Genomic DNA, 20,828 nt, shown 5'->3' with positions numbered 1-20,828 from the left:
ACCAAATCAGAGCAAGCTCCGATTTGATCCGCTCGACTTGCATGTATTAGGCACGCCGCCAGCGTTCGTCCTGAGCCAGGATCAAACTCTCCAAAGAAAGTTGATTGGCTTGTTCAGCGCCAAAACCAATGGTCATGGCGCACGCGCTTCGTTTCGTTCAGTTTTCAAGGAACGAGTTTTTATTTCTCTCTTCATGGAGCGGGTGATGGGAATCGAACCCACGACATCAGCTTGGAAGGCTGAGGTTTTACCACTAAACTACACCCGCATAATATTCAGTTTAACAAAATCGGGAAGACAGGATTTGAACCTGCGACCCCATGGTCCCAAACCATGTGCTCTACCAAGCTGAGCTACTTCCCGATGATGGCGCGCTCGAGAGGATTCGAACCCCTAACCTTCTGATCCGTAGTCAGATGCTCTATCCAATTGAGCTACGAGCGCAATAGATTATTGCACCAAAGAGACGGATTACATTTTAGCAACTCACTGTGTTGCTGTCAATAGTTTATCTAAAAAATGCGGTCGAGAGGACTTGAACCTCCACGGGGTCGCCCCCACTAGGCCCTCAACCTAGCGCGTCTGCCATTCCGCCACGACCGCATATGGACTAATCAGTGCGGGTGGAGGGACTTGAACCCCCACGCCGTGAGGCGCCAGATCCTAAGTCTGGTGCGTCTGCCAATTCCGCCACACCCGCTAATATGGTGAGCCATGGAGGACTCGAACCTCCGACCCTCTGATTAAAAGTCAGATGCTCTACCTACTGAGCTAATGGCTCATGGTTAGGTATACACTCACAGTGAACGATGTCCCTTCCTCTACTAGCATATTCAAAGATGCAGGATGCGTCGGGACAACTCGAAGCAAACTCGATGATGCATCGCTCGTTGCTCTACCTACTGAGCTAATGGCTCATGGTTGGGTATACACTCCAGGTACTACCTAGCTTACCTGCCTCTTCCTCTGCCAGCCTATTCAAAGAAGCTAGGTGCGTCGGGACAACTCGCAACGAACTCGAAGATGTAGCGCTCGTTACTGAGCGAATGGCTCATGTATGTAACACATAAAAATGGCTGGGCCAGCTGGATTCGAACCAGCGCATCACGGAGTCAAAGTCCGTTGCCTTACCGCTTGGCTATGGCCCAGCGATTTAGTGCAATGGCGGTCCCGACGGGACTCGAACCCGCGATCTCCTGCGTGACAGGCAGGCATGTTAACCACTACACTACGGGACCACAAATCGCAGGGATCACCCCGCGCTATTCAGTGACCCGTACGGGATTCGAACCCGTGTTACCGCCGTGAAAGGGCGGTGTCTTAACCACTTGACCAACGGGCCACGCATATACGTATTGGAGTGGCGGAGAAGGCGGGATTTGAACCCGCGCGCCGTAAAGCCACGACCTAACGGTTTAGCAAACCGTCCCCTTCAGCCACTTGGGTACTTCTCCAAAGAAATGGCTCCGCAAGTAGGATTCGAACCTACGACCTACCGGTTAACAGCCGGTTGCTCTACCGCTGAGCTATTGCGGAATGATGAAAAAATTATATGTCATGCATATCTTTACGATGTGCTCGTTGCCTCTTCCTCTGCCAGCTAATTCAAGGAAGCGAGATGCGTCGAGGCAACTCGCAACCAATTCGAAGATGTGAGGCTCGTCGCTGAGCTATTGCGGAATGATGTTTGACAATCGACATTGTTTATTATATTGAGCAACTTGTCGTTTGTCAATACGTTTTCCCGCAACTTGCTTTGTTGTTTTCCGCCGTTTAGCGACGGCTTTTATAATTTAGCACACGATCATCCTGATTGTCAATCTTTTTTCGCAAAATGTTTTGTTTGATTATTGGCGTTGACTGGACATTATAGTTTAACAATTCTTGACGAAAAGGTAGCTTGTCTATTTTCTCGACTGACGAACACCAAGGCGTGACGGAAGACCGAACAACCACCCGCTTCACAGACCCATGCATGGGTCTGAAAGCGGCGTTGTTCAGTCGTCCGACAGTCGATCGGGCTATGTAAAAGCTGCAAATGTTAAAGTTTCAAATTGCATCTACTCTGAAAATACCTGAGCTTCAAAATGTGTAAAACCGTAATATTCGACATAGAGATATTTTCATCCCTCCGATGGCAACCAAATTTTTCTGTCATGGGAGTCTAGGATCGTTTGAGCTTGCTTCGGCAGCGGCCGCAAACATAACGGTCTATGTTGATCCGTCTTTTGCGGCGGTAGGTGAGGCCGCATGACGTGCAAATGTATGTGTAGATCGTTTTCGGCGCTTTTGTATTTCGAGCAAGCGGACGACAATAGCGAGGCGCCCCCACTTTTTGCAGCAGTTCGCGGAAGTCGCGGTCGCGGTGGCGGTAGCCTTTTCCCTCAAGGTGCAAGTGGTAATGGCAAAGCTCGTGTTTGATGATGGCGATCAATTCTTCCTCGCCGAACTGCTCGTAATGTTTTTTATTGAGCTCAATGTTGTGCGTTTGCAACATGTAGCGCCCGCCGGTGGTGCGCAAACGAGGGTTGAAGAAAGCGGTATGGCGGAACGGCTTGCCGAACACGCGAATGGAAATTTGTTCGACAAGGGCTTGCAGCTGCTTTTGGTCCATGACGGGTCTCTCCTTCATCTTTTGGCACAGGACAATTCACCATTACATACACATATATTACCTTTCCACTGTCAGGGAGGTGACTGATTTTGCCTACATGGCTGAAAAATCAGATGAGACGAGCCTACTATGAGAAAAACCGTGAGCAAATTAAACTGTTGAACCAATGCTGGTTTTTTTATCGGAGAAAACACTGCTCCTAAGGCAGTGCTTTCTCCATTTCACTCTTTCGGCGGCACCATCGACAGCGATATTCTTCCCTTCGCCACATCGACATGCTCGACCCATACTTTGACGACGTCGCCGACCGAAACGACATCGAGCGGATGGCGCACGTATTGTTTGCTTAGTTTGGAAATGTGCACGAGCCCGTCCTGTTTGACCCCAATGTCGACAAAGGCGCCGAAGTCAACGACGTTGCGCACGGTTCCTTCCAGCTCCATGCCTGGCTTCAAATCTTCCATCTTCAACACATCTTTGCGTAATAGCGGCTTGGGCAGCTCGTCGCGCGGGTCGCGCTCTGGGCGGCGCAAGGCATCGATGATGTCGCGGAGCGTCAGTTCCCCGATGCCGAGTTCAGCTGCTGTCGCTTCGATATCAATGGCTTGCAGCGCCTGGCGCAGTTCATCACTGCCAATGGCGGCGGTCGTAAATCCTAACTTACGCAACAGTTGCTTCACTTCCGCGTACCGCTCAGGGTGAATCGGCGTGCGGTCAAGCGGTTCGTCGCCATCAACGATGCGCAAAAAACCGATGCACTGCTCGTACGTTTTCGCTCCGAGCCGAGGAATCGTTTTCAGCTCTTCACGGTTGCGGAATTTCCCTTGCTCTTCGCGACGCTTGACGATGTTTTCTGCAACGGTTTTCGTGAGCCCGGACACGTACTGAAGCAGGGAGACGGAGGCGGTGTTGACGTTGACACCGACTTGATTGACGACCGTCTCGACGACGAAACGAAGCGACTCGGCAAGCTTTTTTTGCGACACATCGTGCTGGTATTGGCCGACGCCGACCGATTTTGGATCGATTTTGACAAGCTCGGCGAGCGGGTCTTGGACGCGGCGGGCGATCGAGACAGCGCTCCGCTCTTCGACTTGCAGGTCGGGAAACTCAGCGCGTGCAAGGTCGGAAGCAGAGTAGACGCTCGCTCCTGCTTCATTGACAATCAAATAAAAGATATCGCGTTGCACATGCTTCAGCGTGTCGGCGACAAACTGTTCGGTTTCCCGAGATGCTGTTCCGTTGCCAATCGCAATCATATCAACGTGATCGTCATCAAGCAGGCGAAGAAGTTTCGCGCGCGCCTCTTCTTTTCGCTCTTGCGGCGGATGCGGATAGATCACATCAATGCGAAGCAGTTTCCCCGTTTCGTCGACAACGGCGAGCTTGCACCCAGTCCGATAGGCTGGGTCGATGCCGAGCACCGTTTTTCCTTTGAGCGGCGGCTGGAGAAGCAGTTTGCGCAAGTTTTCAGCGAAAATATGGATGGCCCGCTCCTCCGCTTTCTCCGTCAACTCGTTGCGGATGTCGCGTTCAATGGCAGGCTCCATCAGCCGCTTGTATCCGTCCTCGATCGCTTCTGCCACGATGGGAGCGGCCGGGGACGATTCATCAGCGACTGTTTTTCGCCGCAAATAGCGAATGATGTCCTCAACAGGCGCCTTGATCGAGACGCGCAGCACCTCTTCCTTTTCACCACGGTTTAACGCCAACACGCGGTGCGGAACGATTTTAGCGAGGGGCTCCTCGTAGTCGTAGTACATTTCGTACACACTCTTTTCGTCCTTTTCCGGCGCTTTGGCAACCGAAGCAATCGTTCCTTTCCGCCGCGTCTCGTCGCGCACCCATTGACGAAGAGCAGCGTCATCTGCCACTTTTTCGGCGATGATGTCTTTCGCACCTTGAAGCGCCTCTTCAACGGTTGCGACTCCTTTATCTTCGTTGACGAACATTTCGGCCTGTTGTTCCGGAGTTGGGGCCGGTGGACACGAAAGGAGCCATTCGGCAAGAGGTTCAAGCCCTCTCTCTTTTGCGATGGTTGCTTTCGTGCGCCGCTTTTGCCGATACGGGCGGTATAAATCTTCGACTTGTTGCAACTTCGTGGCCTCAAGAATGTCGCGCTTTAACTCTTCCGTCAACTTCCCTTGCTCGTCAATGAGGCGGAGCACTTCCTCTTTCCGTTGTTCTAAATGCTGCAAATACTCCCATCTCTCCAGTACTTCACGAATTTGCACTTCATCGAGCGCCCCAGTCATTTCTTTCCGGTAGCGGGCGATAAACGGGATCGTGTTTCCTTCTCGATGGAGCGCAATGACGTTTTCGACTTGCTTCGCTGCCAGCTGCTGCTCGGCGGCAATGACTTCAATGAGCCGCTGTTCGTTAGCCAAGCGATTCCCTCCTTAATGACATGGAAAATAAAAAAGCGCTACCTGTACGCAGCTGCTTTGTGAAACAGTATACATAGATGAAAATGGAAGGACAGATCGTTCCGGGAAGACCGATCTGCCCGTCTCACCAACGTGAACACTCGATAATCAAGACCGATGCCGCACGTCAACGCCGCTTTCCCCATCCGCTCGGCCGCCCGTTGGCAACCGAAAACGCCGTTTCTCCTGTTCGCTGTTATGCCAAAAGCAAAGGTTTTTCGCTCTATCAAAAGTCGATCAGTCCTAAGCTAATTTGCAGCGCCTCATCGACTTTATCCATCATTTCATCGTCCAAATGAGTGATTTTATCGGTCAGCCGTTGCTTGTCGATCGTGCGAATTTGCTCAAGCAAAATGACCGAATCGCGTTCAAACCCGTAGCGTTTCGCGTCAATCTCGACATGCGTCGGCAGCTTCGCTTTTTGGATTTGCGCCGTAATCGCCGCGACAATCACCGTCGGGCTAAAACGATTGCCGATATCGTTTTGGATCACCAACACGGGGCGCACGCCGCCCTGCTCCGAGCCAACAACCGGGGAAAGGTCCGCAAAATACACGTCGCCACGTTTGACAATCAAAGCATTACCCCCCGCTAACTAAGCGTTCAACGGTGTGGTCGGCCTCGTATTCAGCATGAAACGCTTCAGAAGCGATAGATAAATTGATTTTCGCCATTTCCATGTAGCCTCGTCTCATCGCCTCGCGAATTTGCCGTTTCTTCCGCTCGCGAATGTACATTTTCGTCGCTTGATAAATGAGTTCATTGCGGTTGCCGTTTTCCTGCTTTACGAGCACGTCCAGTTCTGTCAGCAGCGACTGCGGCAAACGAACGACGATTTCCGTTGTTGCGCCAGATTCCGACACAAATATACACCTCCACGAACTGCAACCGATTGCTTCCACTTCATGATACCATTAAACAACGGTGCTGCAAAGTCATTTCTCCATTTTCTATCCTTTGTCTTCCGAAGCAGATTATGCATCGCTTCATCCGCGGCCAACGGCATTTCTCACTTCCATTATACGCTTATTTCGGAAAAAAATACGGGGCACCCGGTAGCTGATCGTGCACGGCACTTCATAATTGATTGTGTCCAAATGGCGGGCGACATCATCGATGGAAATGACTTCGTCCCCTTGGCGGCCAATTAATGTCACCTTCGTCCCGACAGGCAGCGGCTCAGGCAGGCGGATCATGCATTGATCCATGCAGATACGGCCGACGATCGGCGCCCACCGCCCGCCAACAAGCACATGAAAGTGTTGCAACCTTCGCAGCCAGCCGTCCGCATAACCGATTGGAATCGTGCCGATCCACTCTTCCGTCTGCGCGGTGTACGTCGCACCGTAGCTCACCTTTTCGCCTGGTTGCAGTTTTTTGACGTGTACAAGGCGGCTATGGAGCGAAAACGCCTCTTTCAATTCGTATGGGAGGAGCGGCTTGATGTCCGGCGATGGGGCGAGCCCGTACATCGAAATGCCAAAGCGAACCATGTTGAACGCTCGATCGGAAAAACGAAGGGCCGCCGCGCTGTTGGCGCAATGAACGAGCGGCGGCCGCAACGGCAGCCAGTCAAGCATATGCAAAAAGCGGGCGTATTGATAAGAAAAGTAATCCGTATTCACTTCATCAGCGGTCGCAAAATGCGTATACACCCCTTCAAGCACAAAGGGCGGATGGCGATCGATCAAGGCCGCTATTCGCTTTGTCTCCTCTTCGTCTTTCACCCCAAGCCGTCCCATTCCCGTGTCCATCTTTAAATGGAAATGAATCGGGGTCGAACCGTTATACAGCGATGACGCCTTCTCGAGCCAATCAGAGCGAAACACGGTTAAGGCGATGCGGTGTTCGGCGGCCAACGCCACATCCTCGGGACGAGACGCCCCAAGCACTAAAATCGGGGCATCGATGCCTTTTTTTCGTAAGGCAAGCGCCTCGTCCAAAAAGGCGACGGCCAAGCGGGAAGCGCCCGCTTCGAGCGCCGTTGCCGCCACTTGGGCATCGCCGTGCCCGTAGGCGTTCGCCTTGACAACGGCCATAATTTGCGTACCCTCCGGCAAAAAGCGGCGCAAATTCGCGACGTTGTCGTAAATGGCGTCCAAATCAATTTCCACCCACGTATCGCGGTGAAACTCGTCCATCCTCTCTCGCTGCCTTTCTAGTCATAGCCAGTTTGAAAGCGTTTGAATCGATTGGATTCCTTTTTTAGTTTACCATGTTCCTAGGGAAGAAGGAATAGGATGAGCGGCGGAAAAATGAGAAAAACGGCGGAAAACATTGGAGATCGCAACGATTCGTCCACTGGCCTGCCTTTACTGCTTCTGCACAAAAACAAAAAGCAGCTTCTCCGCTTCAACGCGGAGAGCCGCCTGTTTGCAAATCCGCACGGTCATTTTGCCGCTTTTTCTTGCACGGAGCTGGCGACCATCACCATTTCTTCCGGCGTCAAATCGTCCGAGGCGAGCGTAAACTCCGCCCCATTGTACCACCATGTCAACGTTCGGTCGGTGAGGGCGCCAATGGTAAATCCTAAATCAACCGGGTCGCCGTTGACAAGAACTGGCATGCTTGTCGCCGGAAGCACATCCGCTTTTTCTTGCACGAGCGTAAACGATTTTTTGCCGCCGAATGTCATAATGACGCGCGTGCCGTTTTCACCTTTCACTTCTTTTTCCTCAAGCGCTTGAACCCCTTTCGGAAGCTGACTCGGGTACATGACGGCCATCACTTGCTCTTTTCCTTCGGCCATCGTTGGCACCTCAAGACGGGCGCCAGTCATATTTTTCTTTGTATCAAACGCGTCATCATCAAACTTTTTGTTAAACTCGACGTTGGAAAATTCGACCGTCAACAGCGCTTTCCGGTCCGTATCCATCACTTTGACCGAGACGGGCGCCAAATCTTTTTTGCGCAGTGTAATCTCTTGGGTTGGAACGACTTCGCTGTTCGGGTAGTTCGTTTTCGTCTCAAACACATAGTAATCGTCCGTCGCCTTAAACTTCGCCTTCGAATCGCTCAAAATGTCTTTGACGAGCGATTCGTACAAATACGCTTGGCTGCTGTTTTTCGGCCAATCGCTCACAAACTTGAAGGTTTTGTTGAGCGCCGGCGTGAAGACGAACACCCCTTCGTCATTGCGCAAAATCATTTGGCTTTGTCCTTTGTCGGCGTTTTTCAAGCTGACGCGGTAGTAGGACGGCTGCTTGTGCCACACTTCAACATGATACACTTGCGGCTTTTCCCCGGTGCGGAACGTCATTTTCGCCTCAGCCTGATAACCCGTCATCTCATCGACCTTTTCATCAAGCGCCTTCAGCACCTCTTCCTGCGATTTCGACCCGCAGCCAGCCAAAGCAAACAGAAAAATGATGCCGACCAACGCCATCAGCACGTTTCTGTCCATCGCTTCAACCCCTTTGCCTCATATATCGATTTCTACCCATGCACTACAATATATGAGACAACTTTCGGGAATATGCAGACTAGCTGTGGCAAGCATCAGCCGGCGTCATCGGTCCAAGGCGCTCAATGACGACTTGGGCGACGGCGTAATCGCGGCTATGGGAAATGGACAGATGAACCGTCTCGCCATCGCGGCGGGCAGCAATGCTCGGCTTTCCGTGCTCATCGGAAACGATCTCGATGTCTTGAAACGATAGATGCCGCCCGATCCCCGTTCCGAGCGCTTTGGCGTACGCTTCTTTCGCCGCAAATCGCCCAGCGAGAAACTCTGCCTGTCTTGCGGGCGGCAACTCGCCAAACTGCGCTTTTTCACGCGGCGTCAAAATTCGCTCTGGAAATTTGCGGCTCCGCTCAAGAAGGGAGCGGATCCGTTCCAACTCTACAATATCAATGCCAATGCCGACGATCACTGCTTCCTCACCTATCCTATCCGCCCTGATGGTCCGACAAATTTTTTATGAGAGACCCGCATAAGATGGCTTATAAAAAACGCCCCATTTCCGCGAAGAAGGGAGACCAACCCGTGTTTCAACATGCAAGCGATGTCCGCTCATTTGTCCGCCTTTATCCCGTCGTTGCCGCCTTATTATTGGTCCATATCGCCGCATGGCTGTTGTTTTCTCTTCCCTTGACAGCGCTTGAACCCATTTGGCAATACGCCGTCGGGACGAACGGCGCGATCCGCCATGGAGAGTACTGGAGGCTTGTCAGCCCAATCGTGCTGCATCGCGATTTCCACCATATGGCCGTCAACAGTTTGTCCTTATGGCTGTTTGGCCCCTGGCTGGAGCACGCACTTGGGAAAAGAAAGTTTTTGTTTCTGTATATCGGAGGCGGGATCGGCGCCAATGTCGCCACTTTATTCCTTCTGCCGCCGCTGTACACCCATGTCGGGGCGTCGGGCGCCATTTTCGCCTTGTTTGGCATGTACAGCTACCTCGCCCTATTCCGCCGCGACTTAGTCGCCCCCCGCCACGCCCAGTTGCTGCTTTCGGTCATGGCGGTTCATTTGCTGCTTGGCATCATGACACCAGATGGGAATTTATTGGCCCATCTATTTGGCTTCGCCGTCGGCGGCCTGCTTGCCCCCTTTTTGTCCATCCGCCCCAAGCGGCCGTCGTTTTACATGCCTCGGCTATGAAAAAACGGCGCTTAATGCGCCGTAATCCGCCGTTTCTTCGTCCGGCTGCGGGCTGAGCCGTCCGGGCGGCCGCCCCGTTTTTTCTCCCGCTTGACCGCTAAAGGCGGCTCTTCCGTCAATTGCACCGGCGTCGTATCCGGCTCGCGCGTCAACATTTTCAAGCAGGCAGCGACAATCGTTACCGAATCGTGCTCTTCAAGCAATTCTTCCGCTGCCCGTTTGTAAAATGACAGGTTTTCGGTCTCCACGACGTTGAGAAGCTTTTCGATCGCGATACGCTGTTGGCCTTCGAGCGCCTCATCAAGTGTCGGCGGCTTCATCCGCTCCATTTTCCGCTTCGTCGTCCGCTCAATATGGTGAAGCTGGCCGATCTCCCTTGGAGTGACAAACGTCATCGCCACCCCTGTCTTGCCGGCGCGCCCGGTGCGCCCAATCCGGTGGACATAGCTTTCCGGGTCTTGCGGAATATCAAAGTTGTACACGTGCGTTACGCCGGAAATATCCAAGCCGCGCGCCGCAACATCCGTCGCCACTAAAATTTCAATCGCACCTTCCTTAAACTTGCGCAGCACCGACAGCCGTTTCGCTTGGCTTAAATCACCGTGAATGCCTTCCGCTGCATAGCCTCGCAAGTTGAGCGCCTCCGCCAGCTCATCGACACGACGCTTCGTGCGGCCGAACACGATCGCGAGCTCCGGCGCCTGAATATCAAGAAGCCGCGTCAAAATGTCAAATTTCTTTTTCTCGTGCACTTCTAAGTAGTACTGTTGAATGTTCGGCACGGTCATTTCCTTTGCCTTCACTTTGACAAGTTCCGGCTCGTTCATGAAGCGCTCGGCAATGCGGCGAATCGGATCCGGCATCGTCGCCGAGAACAGCAACGTCTGCCGCTCGGCCGGCACATGGCTTAAAATCGCCTCAATATCTTCGATAAAGCCCATATTGAGCATTTCATCCGCCTCATCGAGAACGACCGTATGCACATGCTCAAGGCGGAGCGTCCCGCGGTTGATATGGTCGATAATACGGCCCGGCGTCCCGACGATCACGTGCGGATGTTTTTTCAAAGCACGGATTTGCCGCTCGATATCTTGACCGCCGTAAATCGGCAAAACGCGCACGCGCTTGACGGCGCCAATTTTGTACAGCTCTTCTGATACTTGGATGGCGAGCTCACGCGTCGGCGCGACCACAAGCGCCTGAATGGCGCCGTTTTTCACATCCACTTTTTCTACGATCGGAATGCCAAACGCCGCCGTTTTCCCCGTTCCGGTTTGCGCTTGACCGATTACGTCTTTATTTTGCAGACTGAGCGGAATCGTCTTTGCTTGAATCGGAGTCGTCTCTTCAAACCCCATCCGCTCGATCGCTTTCATCACTTCTTGGCTTAATCCTAATTCTTGAAATGTCGTCAATGTTATTCAAACTCCTTATAAAAAATCGTCCCTTTATCCGAGAGAAAGGTTTGACAGTTATCATACCATGTTATGCGGTGATTTGCAATGATGGGCATGGGCAGCGCGCAAAAATGTTTCCACCTCAGCAAACAGAACGTGCCGATCGATACTATGACAAACATGATGGAACGAATTGGGCAAAAGCAACAGCTTTTTTTCCGCCGATCCAATCTGCTCATATAAATAATAGGCGCTTTTTAGCGGCACGATCCCATCTTTTTCTCCTTGCACAATGAGCGCGGGTGCCGCGACGCGCGGAAGTCGGGGACGCACATCGCGAACGAGTTTGCGAAACTCCCTGACAGCTGAAAACGGGGTCGCCATCATTTTGTTTCGATAGCGGAGAAACAGTGGGTGCTCCCGCGCTCCTTTCCATCCATTGGCAAACATCTCGCGGATGTCGCGCCATAATTGGCGCGGGTTGACATAGTAAAACGCAGCGCTTAGCAGCACGAGTTTGGCGACCGGGTATTTTTCCGCCAAGTAGACGGCGATCACTCCACCCATTGAAAACCCAATGACATACACCACACTGCAACGGTGATGGAGCGCTAAAAACGCTTGTTCCGCCGCCGCGATCCATTGGTCGTATGTAATTCCTTTCAACCGCAGTTCGCTTCCGTGGCCCGGCAAGGTCGGCGTTTCGATCATCCAATCGGTCCGCTCCCGCAAATAATCGGCCAGCGGCGCCACTTCTTCTGGACTTCCCGTAAACCCGTGAATACATAAACAGCCGATCATCATTTCCACCCCCGCCCGAATGAGAAGCGGCGCCTGTGACGCCGCTTTTAGTTTCTCTCGGGTTGCTTGATGTTACACCCAATATCGAAGCAACTCTTCCAATTTCATGCCGCGCGATGCTTTCAATAAAACAATGTCATCCGAAGTCGCGACGGAACGCACAGCCTCGGCCAACGCTGCTTTATCGTCAAACTCCCTCACCCGTCCATCATCAAAAAATGGGGCGGCCGCCGCGGCGATATGGTGCGCCAGCGGCCCGTAAGTGAACACATAGTCCACCATTCCCGGCCGCAACACCTCCCCGATCTCTCGATGAAACGCCACCTCTTCGTCGCCAAGCTCCAGCATATCGCCCAATACGGCGATTTTTTGCCGATAACCGCTCAATTCTTGAAGAAGCATCAAGGCGGCGCGCATCGATGTCGGGCTAGCATTGTAGGCGTCATTAATGACGGTAAAGCCATATTTCGTCTTGACGACTTCCGTACGCATGCGCGTCACTTGCAGGCGGGAGAGAGACGCATCAATGCCTTCCCAATCGATGCCGAAAAAGCGGGCGACCGCAATGGCGGCGAGCGCGTTGTATACATGATGTTTGCCTAATACCGGCATAAACAGCGTCCGGCCGGGGAGCGCATTGATGACAAACGATGTTCCTCCCGCTTCAATGCGCACATCGGTCGGATAGTAATCGTTCTGTTCGCCCGCCCCGAACGTCACGACATGGCGGGGAAGCGGCAGCTTCGGCACGCGCTCCGTCAAGAGCGGCTCATCGCCATGGTAGACGAATAAACCATCATGGTGCAAACCCGCCAAAATTTCCAACTTCGCCTTGGCGATGCCTTCCCGCGACCCGAGCTCTTGCAGGTGCGACTCCCCAATATTCGTAATCACAGCCGCGTCCGGCTTGGCGATCATCGTCAACCGCTCGATTTCGCCAAACCCGCTCATCCCCATTTCGACAACGGCCATCTCCGTCCCTTCGTCAAGCGAAAGAAGCGTCAGCGGCACGCCGATGTGATTGTTCAAGTTCCCTTCGGTCTTTTGCACTCGATAGTGGGTTGAAAGCAGCGCGGCAATCATATCTTTCGTCGTCGTTTTGCCGTTGCTGCCAGTGACGCCGATCACCTTCAGTCCAAGCTGCTCGCGGTAGCGGGCGGCGAGCCGCTGCAATGCCAAAAGCGTATCATCCACAACGACCACTGGCACACCTTCCGGCGGCGTTCCTTCCCTTTCCGCCCAGAGTACGGCGGCAGCTCCTTTTTGCGCCGCTTCTTGCACGAAATCGTGGCCGTTAAAGGCCGCACCGCGCAACGGAACGTACAAGCTGCCGGCTTGGATCGTCCTTGTGTCGGTTGACACACCGCTTACGACCATATTCTCCCATTCCGGCTTTAAACACTGTCCGTCAGCCATTTCGGCGATTTGCCGCACTGTCCGTTTGATCATCGGCTCTCACCTCTTTTCTTTTTTGAACGTGTACGTGATCGTCTGCTTTTCTTGATGTCGTTCCAATGCGAGCGCGATAAGCCGTTCAATCAGCTCCGGGTACGGCACACCGCTGTGCTGCCAAAGAAGCGGGAACATGCTGTATGGCGTAAAGCCTGGCATCGTGTTCACTTCGTTGATATAAACAGCGCCATCTTCGGCGAGGAAAAAATCGACGCGCGCAAGTCCAGACAAATCCAGCGCCTGAAACGCCGTAATGGCCATTTGTTTGATCGTCTCATACTGTTCTTTCGTTACGTCCGCTGGGATGATCAATTCGGTTTGCCCGTCTTCGTATTTCGCTTCATAGTCGTAAAATTCCTTTTTGGGAACAATTTCGCCAACGACCGAACAAATCGGCTCATCATTTCCGATCACGCCGATTTCAATTTCGCGGCCGACAATCGCCTCTTCAATAATAATTTTTCGGTCATACTGAAATGCCTCGATAAATGCGGCTTTTAAATCGCCGCGCTGCTTGCATTTGGAAATGCCGACGCTCGAACCGGCGTTGGCTGGCTTGACAAAGCACGGGTAGCCAAACTCTCGTTCGATCCGGTCATACACCGTCTCGCCGCTTTTTTGCCAATCGTACTTCGTCACGGCGATATATTTTGCTTGGCGCAACCCGGCCTGCGCAAACAAGTTTTTCATCATCACCTTATCCATGCCGACCGCGGAAGCAAGCACCCCGTTGCCGACATACGGAATGTTCAATATCTCAAGCAACCCTTGCACCGTTCCGTCTTCGCCGTTCGGCCCATGCAAAAGCGGGAAAATGACATCGATCGTTTCCTCGTTTCCTCCCGCAGCCGAATCGGCAGCCGGAACTTGGTTCAAGGAAACCGGAATCAAGGCGGTCGCCGCCGAAGTGAATTGCAGCTGCTTGATTTCCTCGATCGGTCCGGTCAGTTGTTCGCCCTTGATCCATTGACCTTCCGGTGTAATATAAATCGGAATGACATCGAATTTATGAGGATCAATGGCGTTCATCACCGCCATCGCCGTCGACAACGATACTTGGTGCTCCGGTGATTTGCCGCCGTATAACACGCCAACTCTCGTTTTCATCATCGTTCCTCCTCTTTCCTTGGCCATCGTTCCTATTGTAACACGTTTCGCGCCCAACGGTCTGATATTTTATATGTACGATGCAGGTTGTTTCGCCACCCCCCATAAGCGATAAGGAACAAAAAAGTGAGGGTGTCTAAAAAGGTGGTTCTTCTTTCAGCAAAGCACAACATATCGTTTTCCAGCATTTGTTTTACACGTATATACAGGAATAAGAAAAGGTGCCCCGACCGTTTTGGGACACCTTCTGTCGCTACGGATGCAACGCGCGCCAAGCCATGCGTTGCGGCATGGCCGCTACCACTTCGGCGAGCGCTTCTTGCCCGGTTTTTTCCACGCCAGCAAAATAATCGGACACACGGCGGAAAAACCGGTTTTTCTCCACATCATCCATCAACAAGCGAAGCATGTGCTGCTCGCCGCTTTCTGGCCCGACCAAATGATAAATGAGACCATTTTGCTGTAAATATTGCAAATTGATACGCTCCTGCCCAGGCAAGCAATCAATCGTAAAAATCGGAATGCGCTTATGAAGCAACTCGCTGACCGTCACCCCGCCTGGTTTCGTAATGACGGCATCCGCCTCTTCATACAGCCGATTCATCTCTTCCGGGTCAGCGATGTATGGAAGCGGCCGGATATGAGGCAGCTGCCAGCTGGCGATTTCCTCGTACAGCTGGCGATTGGCGCCGCACAGCACCGAATAGCGGAACAACGTTGACGTGCGGGCCGCCCGCAAAAACGCCAGCATATTGCCAAGCCCTTGGTTTCCACCGGCGACAAGCACATGAGCGAGGTCCCGCTTGCGTCTCGCTTCCGACCGATTCATAAACACATCGTGCACTGGGATGCCAGTGACGATGATGCGTCCTTTGTCAACCCCGTACTTCGTGATCAGCTCCCATTTCGCCTCTTGGTGGGGAACAAAATGATAGTCAATAAACCGTTTCCCCCAGATGCTGTTCATAAAAAAGTCGGTGTAGACATTGACAACTGGAACCGTCAGCACCCGTTTTCGCTTCAGCCGCTGCAAAATGCGCGACGGAAACGAATGGGTGCAGACGATTAAATCCGGCTGTTCTTCTTCCACCATCTTTTTCATTTTGCTTTCAAAATAAGGCAGCCATGGCTCAAACGAAATGAACTCAAACCGGGGCGGCTCTTGGTACATCAGCGTTTTGTACACACGGTGGTACGAAGCAGGATGCGAGCGAATCCAGCGCAAGTAGGCCTCTGACACCATTTTTTCCATCAGTTCATTGCAATAGCTCAAAAAATCGATCTTTTTGCTTTCGACCGCCGGAAACTGGCGGCGCAAAAAATCCATCAACGTATCGGCTACTTTATGGTGTCCCGTATTCATTTGAAACAGCGGCAAAAACAATACTTTCATCATCGATCGCACCCTTTAGCTTTCGAAAGATTTTTTGCGCCTCCGCTGCCCAACCCATGCCGCAAGCAAAAAAAGCAAAAACAACGCCAAACCGGCAAGCGGAAAAGAAATCAGGGGATATGGATGCGCTGGCCGAGCCAAAGCCCCGCCGCGGTCAACGGAACGGCCCAACCTGCCGTTCCAAGCGCCGACAGCAACAAAAACGGCCCGAACGGAAACCGGCTCACTCCCGCCATATACGGGCAAATTTGCCGCACCCCGGGAGCATAGCAGCCGAACAAAATCCCCCATTTGCCATAGCGGCCAAACCATCGGCGAGCCCGCTCCCAACGTTCAGCCGTAATTCCGACGCACTTGCCGTACTTTTGCACAAACGGCGCCCCCACCACCGGCCGGCGCCGTATGCCGTCACCATGCCGGCCATCGCCCCGCCCCAGCATGAAGCGAGCGACGGTCCAAGCAGCAACTGCTCCTTGGCAACCATCACGCCGACCAAAAAGAGCAAGCTTTCCTCCGGCGCCGGAATGCCGACAATGCCGCAAAACAAAAAGAAAAACAGCATCACATATCCATATGACTGGACATACGGCAACCATACGCTTGTATCCATAGCTCCCCCGCTACATCGCCGAGATTTGTGTATTAGTTTGCACATTTCGCAGTTCCGTAATCGTCACCCAACGCATCTTTTTCGCTGCTTCATCCTTAAACAGCAGCTCGAGCGCTGACAACATTTGCTCTGGCGCGCGTTTGTCAGCACCTAGCGCATCCCCATTGTCATGAAGCACAATCACCGCCCCGCCGCGTATGGACGAACGCAAGCGGCGGAACAATTCCATTGTACCAATTTTTTCGTTCCAATCGCCAAGAATATGCGACCATAACACCGTTGTATACCGCTTTTGCACGATCGGCGTCCAAGCGTTAAAATGCCCCCACGGCGGGCGGTAATACACCGGGCGTTGGCCCGTCGCCCGCTCAATCGCCTTAGCGGCGCGGCGCACCCCCCAATCCAACCAAAGCGGCGGCAACAGCCAATTGCTGATGTGGCGGTAATTATGAATCCCAATTTCATGGCCTTCTTCGGCCATCCGCCGCACAATATCCGGATAGCGCTCGACTTTGCGGCCGACAACGAAAAACGTCGCCTTCACGCCGTATTTCTTTAATAAATCAAGCAACTTTGGCGTATAATACGGGTCGGGGCCGTCATCAAACGTCAGCGCCAGACAATCGGATGCCGTTCCCTCCCGAAACAAACGCACCCGCTTTTTGCGAATAATGATCGTCGGTACAATCCCATAAATGGCAATTCCCACAATGAAACAAACGAACAACCAAGCCCACATGGCATTCACCTCTTGATTGTACTTTACCAATATTTCTTCTCTCTGAAAATAGAAAAATGAACTTTCTATATTCGAGATCATCACGCTGTAGATGTTTTATCATATAACAAACAAATGAGAAATCGAACAGAAAATCATGAAAATTTCATGCAGACCGTCCAGTCTTCTTATTTCCTATACGAAAACCGCCATCGCTTGGTTTCCTCCCGAAGCTCGGTGGAATTTGCTATAATACATAACGATACACGAGCGATTAAAAAAAGACAGGTGATCCGCATTGCGAAAAAAAATCATCTTAACCGGCGGCGGCACAGCCGGCCACGTGATGGTCAACGTCGCTCTCATCCCGAAATTGAAAGAGCTTGGATGGGATATCGTTTACATCGGATCTCATCAAGGGATTGAACGGGAGATTATCGGCCGCATCGACGGCGTCCCGTACTATTCGGTTTCGACCGGAAAACTGCGCCGCTATTTTGACTGGAAAAACTTTAAAGATCCATTCAACGTGCTGAAAGGCGTTTGGCAGGCGTACCGCCTGATCCAAAAAGAAAAACCGGACGTCGTCTTCTCAAAAGGCGGATTCGTCTCCGTTCCCGTCATTCTCGGCGCTTGGCTGAACGGTGTGCCGTCGGTGATCCATGAATCTGACTTAACCCCGGGGCTTGCGAATAAAATTGCCATGCCGTTTGCGACAAAAATCTGCCTCACCTTCCCGGAAACGAAGCAATATGTCAATGCCGATAAAGCCGTCTACGTCGGCGCCGTCGTCCGCGAAGAGTTGAAGGATGGCAGAGCCGAACAAGGGAGGAAGATGTGCCAGTTCGACGGAAAAAAACCGGTCTTGCTGGCGATGGGGGGCAGCTTAGGCTCGAAAAAAATTAACGACGCCTTGCGCGCCAACCTATCGACGCTTCTTGCCGAATTTGACATCATCCACATTTGCGGCAAAGGGAACATCGACCCAAGCCTCGCAGGCCAAAACGGATACAAACAGTTCGAATACGTCAACGAAGAGCTGCCCCACTTACTCGCCTTAGCCGACATCGTCGTCTCCCGCGCCGGGGCGAACGCCATTTTCGAACTGCTCTCCTTGCACAAGCCGATGCTGCTCATCCCGCTCTCGAAAGCGGCAAGCCGCGGCGACCAAATCCTAAACGCCCGTTCGTTTGAAAAAGCCGGCTATGCGGAAGTGCTGATGGAAGAGGACTTGACGAACGAATCGCTGCAAGCCGCCATTCACCGCCTATATGAAAACAAAGACCGCTACCGAAAAAACATGGAGAAAGCCGGCGCAAGCGATCCGCTGCAAACGCTGCTTGCAATCATTCAAGACACCGCCCGTTTGTAAAAACAGGCGATGCCCGATGCGGCCAACCACGGCCGTTTTTCGGCATCGCCTCGTTTTGTTTTCATCACCACACAACGAGCCTTCTCTCCTTTACACCGGCTCAAGCCGATAACGGTTGATACGGAACACATGGTCGCACAAGAGATCGATATCTTCTTGATGTTGTACTGGAATTGTGATGCTGGCTCAGTCTTAGCACTCAGCTAGCACTACGGGTTATTTTTATTCAAATTTTTTCGTTTGCCATTTCCTTCCCCCAACCAGAAAACCGCCCGGCGGAACACCCAGCCAGGCGGCGCGACTAGAAGTATAAGAAATAAATGACAACGGCCAGCACGATCCGATACACGGCAAACGGCACGAGGCGGATGCGGTTGATGAGCTCAAGGAAAAAGCGAATCGCGAGCAAGGCGAAGACAAAGGCGCTCAAAAAGCCGGCGATGAAAAACGGAATATCGGCGGTGGTGACGTATTGCCAGTTTTTCAACAGCGACAGCCCGCTCGCCCCAGCCATGATCGGAACAGCCATAATGAACGTGAAATCGGCGGCGGCGCGATGGCTCATGCCGACAAGCACCCCGCCAGAAATCGTCGAGCCGGAGCGGGAAAAGCCGGGCCACAAGGATAAACATTGCATCAAACCAACAAAAAACGCCTGCTTGTACGTAATTTGGTCGACCGTCTGCGTCCGCGCGGCTTTTTTGGCGAATTGGTCGGCGGCAATCATGAGCAACGCACCGAGCACAAGGCCGATCAGCACCGTTTTGGTCGAAAACAAATGTTCATCGATGTAATCTTCAAACAAGACGCCGAGCACCCCAGCCGGCAGCAGACCAATGATGACGTGAATGAGGTTAAGGCGCGGATGTCCGCCCGGATGACGGCCGCGAACGCCAAGCAAGTCGAGAAATCGGTCTTTAAACACGACCACAGCGGCTAAAATCGAGCCGAGCTGGATGACGACTTTAAACGTATTCGCCGCGTACTTGCCTAAAAACTCTGTGGATTTCAGCCAAAGATCGTCGACAATAATCATATGGCCGGTCGAGGAAACCGGGGCAAACTCGGTCAGCCCTTCGACCATTCCTAAAATGATCGCCTTCCATAATTCCATCCAGTGCATGTCCTTCCATCCTTTCTGCGCGGGGTCGTCCTTTCTATACATATGGGCCAAGCGGGTGGAATAACACTCCGCTTTTGGCCGCGCCTGCTCTATTGTACTACAAATCTTTGTCTTGTACTACCCGCGCTTTTTCTAGTCAGCGACCTTGTTTTCAAGACAGAACAGTCGACTTCCTGTTGCTGCCTAATGGGACGAGCCGGACGCTTCCCCTAACTCCCCGCGCCGCTCTAAGTAATGATACAAAGCGCCGAGCAAGTTCGCATCGTTTTTGAATTGGCACGTCTCCACCACTGGCTGGACTTTGGCAATGGGAACGAGCGACAATAACACCGAAAGCCACTTGTTGATTTCGTCGACGAAATCGGGGCGGCTGCTAATGGCCCCGCCCAAAATGATTTTTTCCGGGTCGTATGCGTACTGCAAGTTAAAAATCCCTTGGGCCAATGAAAAATAAAACCGGTCAATGGCCTTTTGCGCGGCTTCATCGCCGCTCTCGGCCAACGCAAATACTTTTTCTCCGTCCAGCTCCCTCTCCGGCATCCCCTTTTCCTCAGCCGCCATCCGGACCAGCGCGCTTGTCGCCGCCAGTTCGCTCCATGTTTTGCATTCGATCCTTCCGTTCTTATAGCGGACATCCATCAACATATAGCCAAATTCCCCGCCGTGCAAATGCGCCCCTTTATGGATGCGTCCATCTTTCACGATTGCCCCGCCAATGCCGGTGCCGACAATGACAAAGGCGATATCGTGGCAGCCCCGTCCCGCCCCTTCCATAACTCGCCAAGCGCCGCGCAATTCGCGTCATTTTCCATCTCCACTGGCAGGCCCGTCGCCCCGCCGAATACTTCTTTAAAGTTTGGGCCGTGAATGCACGGCAATGCGCTGCTTCCGCCGATGATGCCGATGTCGCTATCCACGCTCCCTGCAGAACTGATCGCAATGCCGGAAAGTGGATAGTTGGCCTGCGCCTGGCGGACGACGTTAAGCAAGTCATCGCGAAATTGATGAAAGTCATGCCGCTCCGAACGGTAACGCCCCTTTTCGAAAAAGTCGCCATGCTCGTTCATGACGGCATGTTTGACATATGTGCCGCCAATATCAAAAACGATATAGTAACGCACCGATGACGCCTCCTTCGTTTACGATCTTTCCTCTCTTCTAGCTCCATTAGGCTTAGCTGTTTCTCCGCTTTTATGTATTCGCCGTCGGTCC

General features: G+C 52.6%; 17 protein-coding genes, 11 tRNA genes, 1 rRNA gene and 2 pseudogenes (1 of these 31 running past the window's edge). 3 read left to right on the top strand and 28 right to left on the bottom strand.

Annotation, left to right across the window (positions count from 1 at the left end):
- From A0V43_RS16670 to A0V43_RS16610, 13 genes are all read right to left on the bottom strand, one after another.
- Positions 1 to 97, bottom strand: a 16S ribosomal RNA gene (locus A0V43_RS16670); it reaches 1,459 nt to the left of the window's first position.
- A 97-nt stretch (positions 98 to 194) separates the two neighbouring features.
- A tRNA-Gly gene (locus A0V43_RS16665) sits at positions 195 to 268 on the bottom strand.
- A gap of 21 nt (positions 269 to 289) precedes the next feature.
- Positions 290 to 363: transfer RNA gene (locus A0V43_RS16660), tRNA-Pro, on the bottom strand.
- A gap of 4 nt (positions 364 to 367) precedes the next feature.
- Positions 368 to 444: transfer RNA gene (locus A0V43_RS16655), tRNA-Arg, on the bottom strand.
- A gap of 76 nt (positions 445 to 520) precedes the next feature.
- Positions 521 to 603: transfer RNA gene (locus A0V43_RS16650), tRNA-Leu, on the bottom strand.
- A 15-nt stretch (positions 604 to 618) separates the two neighbouring features.
- Positions 619 to 700, bottom strand: a tRNA-Leu gene (locus tag A0V43_RS16645).
- A 5-nt stretch (positions 701 to 705) separates the two neighbouring features.
- Positions 706 to 781, bottom strand: a tRNA-Lys gene (locus A0V43_RS16640).
- Positions 782 to 1,073: 292 nt separating this feature from the next.
- Positions 1,074 to 1,148: transfer RNA gene (locus A0V43_RS16635), tRNA-Gln, on the bottom strand.
- 14 nt (positions 1,149 to 1,162) lie between these two features.
- Positions 1,163 to 1,238: transfer RNA gene (locus tag A0V43_RS16630), tRNA-Asp, on the bottom strand.
- Between the two features lie 32 nt (positions 1,239 to 1,270).
- Positions 1,271 to 1,342: transfer RNA gene (locus tag A0V43_RS16625), tRNA-Glu, on the bottom strand.
- A gap of 19 nt (positions 1,343 to 1,361) precedes the next feature.
- Positions 1,362 to 1,454, bottom strand: a tRNA-Ser gene (locus A0V43_RS16620).
- Between the two features lie 7 nt (positions 1,455 to 1,461).
- Positions 1,462 to 1,536, bottom strand: a tRNA-Asn gene (locus tag A0V43_RS16615).
- Positions 1,537 to 2,164: 628 nt separating this feature from the next.
- Positions 2,165 to 2,614 carry a SprT family protein gene (locus A0V43_RS16610; RefSeq protein ID WP_013144047.1) on the bottom strand — a complete coding sequence of 150 codons (450 nt, stop codon included), beginning with the start codon at positions 2,612 to 2,614 and terminating at the stop codon, positions 2,165 to 2,167.
- 89 nt (positions 2,615 to 2,703) lie between these two features.
- Between A0V43_RS16610 and cmpA the strand changes: the two genes are divergently transcribed.
- Complete coding sequence (gene cmpA / locus A0V43_RS19475) at positions 2,704 to 2,817, top strand: cortex morphogenetic protein CmpA (protein WP_013144046.1); 114 nt, start codon at positions 2,704 to 2,706, stop codon at positions 2,815 to 2,817.
- A gap of 18 nt (positions 2,818 to 2,835) precedes the next feature.
- On the opposite strand, the gene A0V43_RS16605 is transcribed toward cmpA, so the two are convergent.
- The 6 genes from A0V43_RS16605 to acpS all read right to left on the bottom strand — a co-directional run bounded on the left by A0V43_RS16605 (position 2,836) and on the right by acpS (position 8,912).
- Positions 2,836 to 5,001 carry a Tex family protein gene (locus A0V43_RS16605; RefSeq protein WP_063193592.1) on the bottom strand — a complete coding sequence of 722 codons (2,166 nt, stop codon included), beginning with the start codon at positions 4,999 to 5,001 and terminating at the stop codon, positions 2,836 to 2,838.
- A gap of 265 nt (positions 5,002 to 5,266) precedes the next feature.
- Positions 5,267 to 5,617 carry a type II toxin-antitoxin system endoribonuclease NdoA gene (ndoA, locus tag A0V43_RS16600; protein WP_003253417.1) on the bottom strand — a complete coding sequence of 117 codons (351 nt, stop codon included), beginning with the start codon at positions 5,615 to 5,617 and terminating at the stop codon, positions 5,267 to 5,269.
- 4 nt (positions 5,618 to 5,621) lie between these two features.
- Positions 5,622 to 5,903, bottom strand: a complete 282-nt coding sequence (locus A0V43_RS16595) for a CopG family ribbon-helix-helix protein (RefSeq protein ID WP_013144044.1) — start codon at positions 5,901 to 5,903, stop codon at positions 5,622 to 5,624.
- 123 nt (positions 5,904 to 6,026) lie between these two features.
- Positions 6,027 to 7,181, bottom strand: a complete 1,155-nt coding sequence (gene alr, locus A0V43_RS16590) for an alanine racemase (protein ID WP_063193591.1) — start codon at positions 7,179 to 7,181, stop codon at positions 6,027 to 6,029.
- A 248-nt stretch (positions 7,182 to 7,429) separates the two neighbouring features.
- Positions 7,430 to 8,443: a LolA family protein gene (locus A0V43_RS16585; protein ID WP_063193590.1), complete on the bottom strand. Its 1,014-nt coding sequence runs from the start codon at positions 8,441 to 8,443 to the stop codon at positions 7,430 to 7,432.
- 79 nt (positions 8,444 to 8,522) lie between these two features.
- Positions 8,523 to 8,912, bottom strand: coding sequence for a holo-ACP synthase (gene acpS, locus A0V43_RS16580; RefSeq protein WP_063193589.1), 390 nt, complete (start codon positions 8,910 to 8,912; stop codon positions 8,523 to 8,525).
- Between the two features lie 113 nt (positions 8,913 to 9,025).
- Between acpS and A0V43_RS16575 the strand changes: the two genes are divergently transcribed.
- Positions 9,026 to 9,643, top strand: coding sequence for a rhomboid family intramembrane serine protease (locus A0V43_RS16575; protein ID WP_011229737.1), 618 nt, complete (start codon positions 9,026 to 9,028; stop codon positions 9,641 to 9,643).
- Positions 9,644 to 9,654: 11 nt separating this feature from the next.
- Here the strand turns inward: A0V43_RS16575 and A0V43_RS16570 are convergent, their stop codons facing one another.
- The 7 genes and pseudogenes from A0V43_RS16570 to A0V43_RS16540 all read right to left on the bottom strand — a co-directional run bounded on the left by A0V43_RS16570 (position 9,655) and on the right by A0V43_RS16540 (position 17,142).
- Positions 9,655 to 11,019, bottom strand: coding sequence for a degradosome RNA helicase CshA (locus A0V43_RS16570; protein ID WP_396231437.1), 1,365 nt, complete (start codon positions 11,017 to 11,019; stop codon positions 9,655 to 9,657).
- Between the two features lie 99 nt (positions 11,020 to 11,118).
- The gene (locus A0V43_RS16565; protein WP_011229735.1) at positions 11,119 to 11,841 is read right to left on the bottom strand and encodes an alpha/beta hydrolase; all 723 of its coding nucleotides are present in this window, start codon (positions 11,839 to 11,841) and stop codon (positions 11,119 to 11,121) included.
- 72 nt (positions 11,842 to 11,913) lie between these two features.
- Positions 11,914 to 13,290 (bottom strand): UDP-N-acetylmuramoyl-tripeptide--D-alanyl-D-alanine ligase, encoded by a 1,377-nt coding sequence (locus A0V43_RS16560; protein WP_063193588.1) that lies wholly within the window; start codon positions 13,288 to 13,290, stop codon positions 11,914 to 11,916.
- A gap of 6 nt (positions 13,291 to 13,296) precedes the next feature.
- On the bottom strand, positions 13,297 to 14,400 hold the full coding sequence (locus A0V43_RS16555) for a D-alanine--D-alanine ligase (protein ID WP_063193587.1): 1,104 nt from the start codon (positions 14,398 to 14,400) through the stop codon (positions 13,297 to 13,299).
- Between the two features lie 253 nt (positions 14,401 to 14,653).
- Positions 14,654 to 15,796, bottom strand: a complete 1,143-nt coding sequence (locus A0V43_RS16550; RefSeq protein ID WP_063193586.1) for an MGDG synthase family glycosyltransferase — start codon at positions 15,794 to 15,796, stop codon at positions 14,654 to 14,656.
- 12 nt (positions 15,797 to 15,808) lie between these two features.
- Positions 15,809 to 16,403: pseudogene (locus tag A0V43_RS16545) on the bottom strand (DedA family protein).
- 10 nt (positions 16,404 to 16,413) lie between these two features.
- Entirely contained in the window at positions 16,414 to 17,142 is a 729-nt protein-coding gene (locus A0V43_RS16540) for a polysaccharide deacetylase family protein (RefSeq protein WP_015373786.1), read from the bottom strand.
- Between the two features lie 277 nt (positions 17,143 to 17,419).
- Here A0V43_RS16540 and A0V43_RS16535 point away from each other — a divergent pair, with 277 nt between their 5' ends.
- Positions 17,420 to 18,493 carry an undecaprenyldiphospho-muramoylpentapeptide beta-N-acetylglucosaminyltransferase gene (locus A0V43_RS16535; protein ID WP_063193585.1) on the top strand — a complete coding sequence of 358 codons (1,074 nt, stop codon included), beginning with the start codon at positions 17,420 to 17,422 and terminating at the stop codon, positions 18,491 to 18,493.
- 301 nt (positions 18,494 to 18,794) lie between these two features.
- On the opposite strand, the gene A0V43_RS16530 is transcribed toward A0V43_RS16535, so the two are convergent.
- Positions 18,795 to 19,616, bottom strand: a complete 822-nt coding sequence (locus A0V43_RS16530) for an undecaprenyl-diphosphate phosphatase (RefSeq protein ID WP_063193584.1) — start codon at positions 19,614 to 19,616, stop codon at positions 18,795 to 18,797.
- A 183-nt stretch (positions 19,617 to 19,799) separates the two neighbouring features.
- Positions 19,800 to 20,737: pseudogene (locus tag A0V43_RS16525) on the bottom strand (ROK family protein).
- Positions 20,738 to 20,828 lie beyond the last annotated feature (91 nt).

Source organism: Geobacillus sp. JS12, assembly GCF_001592395.1.
Classification (GTDB): Bacteria; Bacillota; Bacilli; order Bacillales; family Anoxybacillaceae; genus Geobacillus; species Geobacillus zalihae.
This window is presented reverse-complemented; position numbering and strand designations above follow the sequence as displayed.

Coding starts and splice junctions, on each gene's coding strand:
- A0V43_RS16610 (WP_013144047.1), bottom strand. CDS start 2,614: ATGGACCAAAAGCAGCTGCAAGCCCTTGTCGAACAAATTTCCATTCGC.
- alr (WP_063193591.1), bottom strand. CDS start 7,181: ATGGACGAGTTTCACCGCGATACGTGGGTGGAAATTGATTTGGACGCC.
- A0V43_RS16585 (WP_063193590.1), bottom strand. CDS start 8,443: ATGGACAGAAACGTGCTGATGGCGTTGGTCGGCATCATTTTTCTGTTT.
- A0V43_RS16570 (WP_396231437.1), bottom strand. CDS start 11,019: ATGAAAGCGATCGAGCGGATGGGGTTTGAAGAGACGACTCCGATTCAA.
- A0V43_RS16565 (WP_011229735.1), bottom strand. CDS start 11,841: ATGATCGGCTGTTTATGTATTCACGGGTTTACGGGAAGTCCAGAAGAA.
- A0V43_RS16560 (WP_063193588.1), bottom strand. CDS start 13,290: ATGATCAAACGGACAGTGCGGCAAATCGCCGAAATGGCTGACGGACAG.
- A0V43_RS16555 (WP_063193587.1), bottom strand. CDS start 14,400: ATGAAAACGAGAGTTGGCGTGTTATACGGCGGCAAATCACCGGAGCAC.
- A0V43_RS16550 (WP_063193586.1), bottom strand. CDS start 15,796: ATGATGAAAGTATTGTTTTTGCCGCTGTTTCAAATGAATACGGGACAC.
- A0V43_RS16540 (WP_015373786.1), bottom strand. CDS start 17,142: ATGTGGGCTTGGTTGTTCGTTTGTTTCATTGTGGGAATTGCCATTTAT.
- A0V43_RS16530 (WP_063193584.1), bottom strand. CDS start 19,616: ATGCACTGGATGGAATTATGGAAGGCGATCATTTTAGGAATGGTCGAA.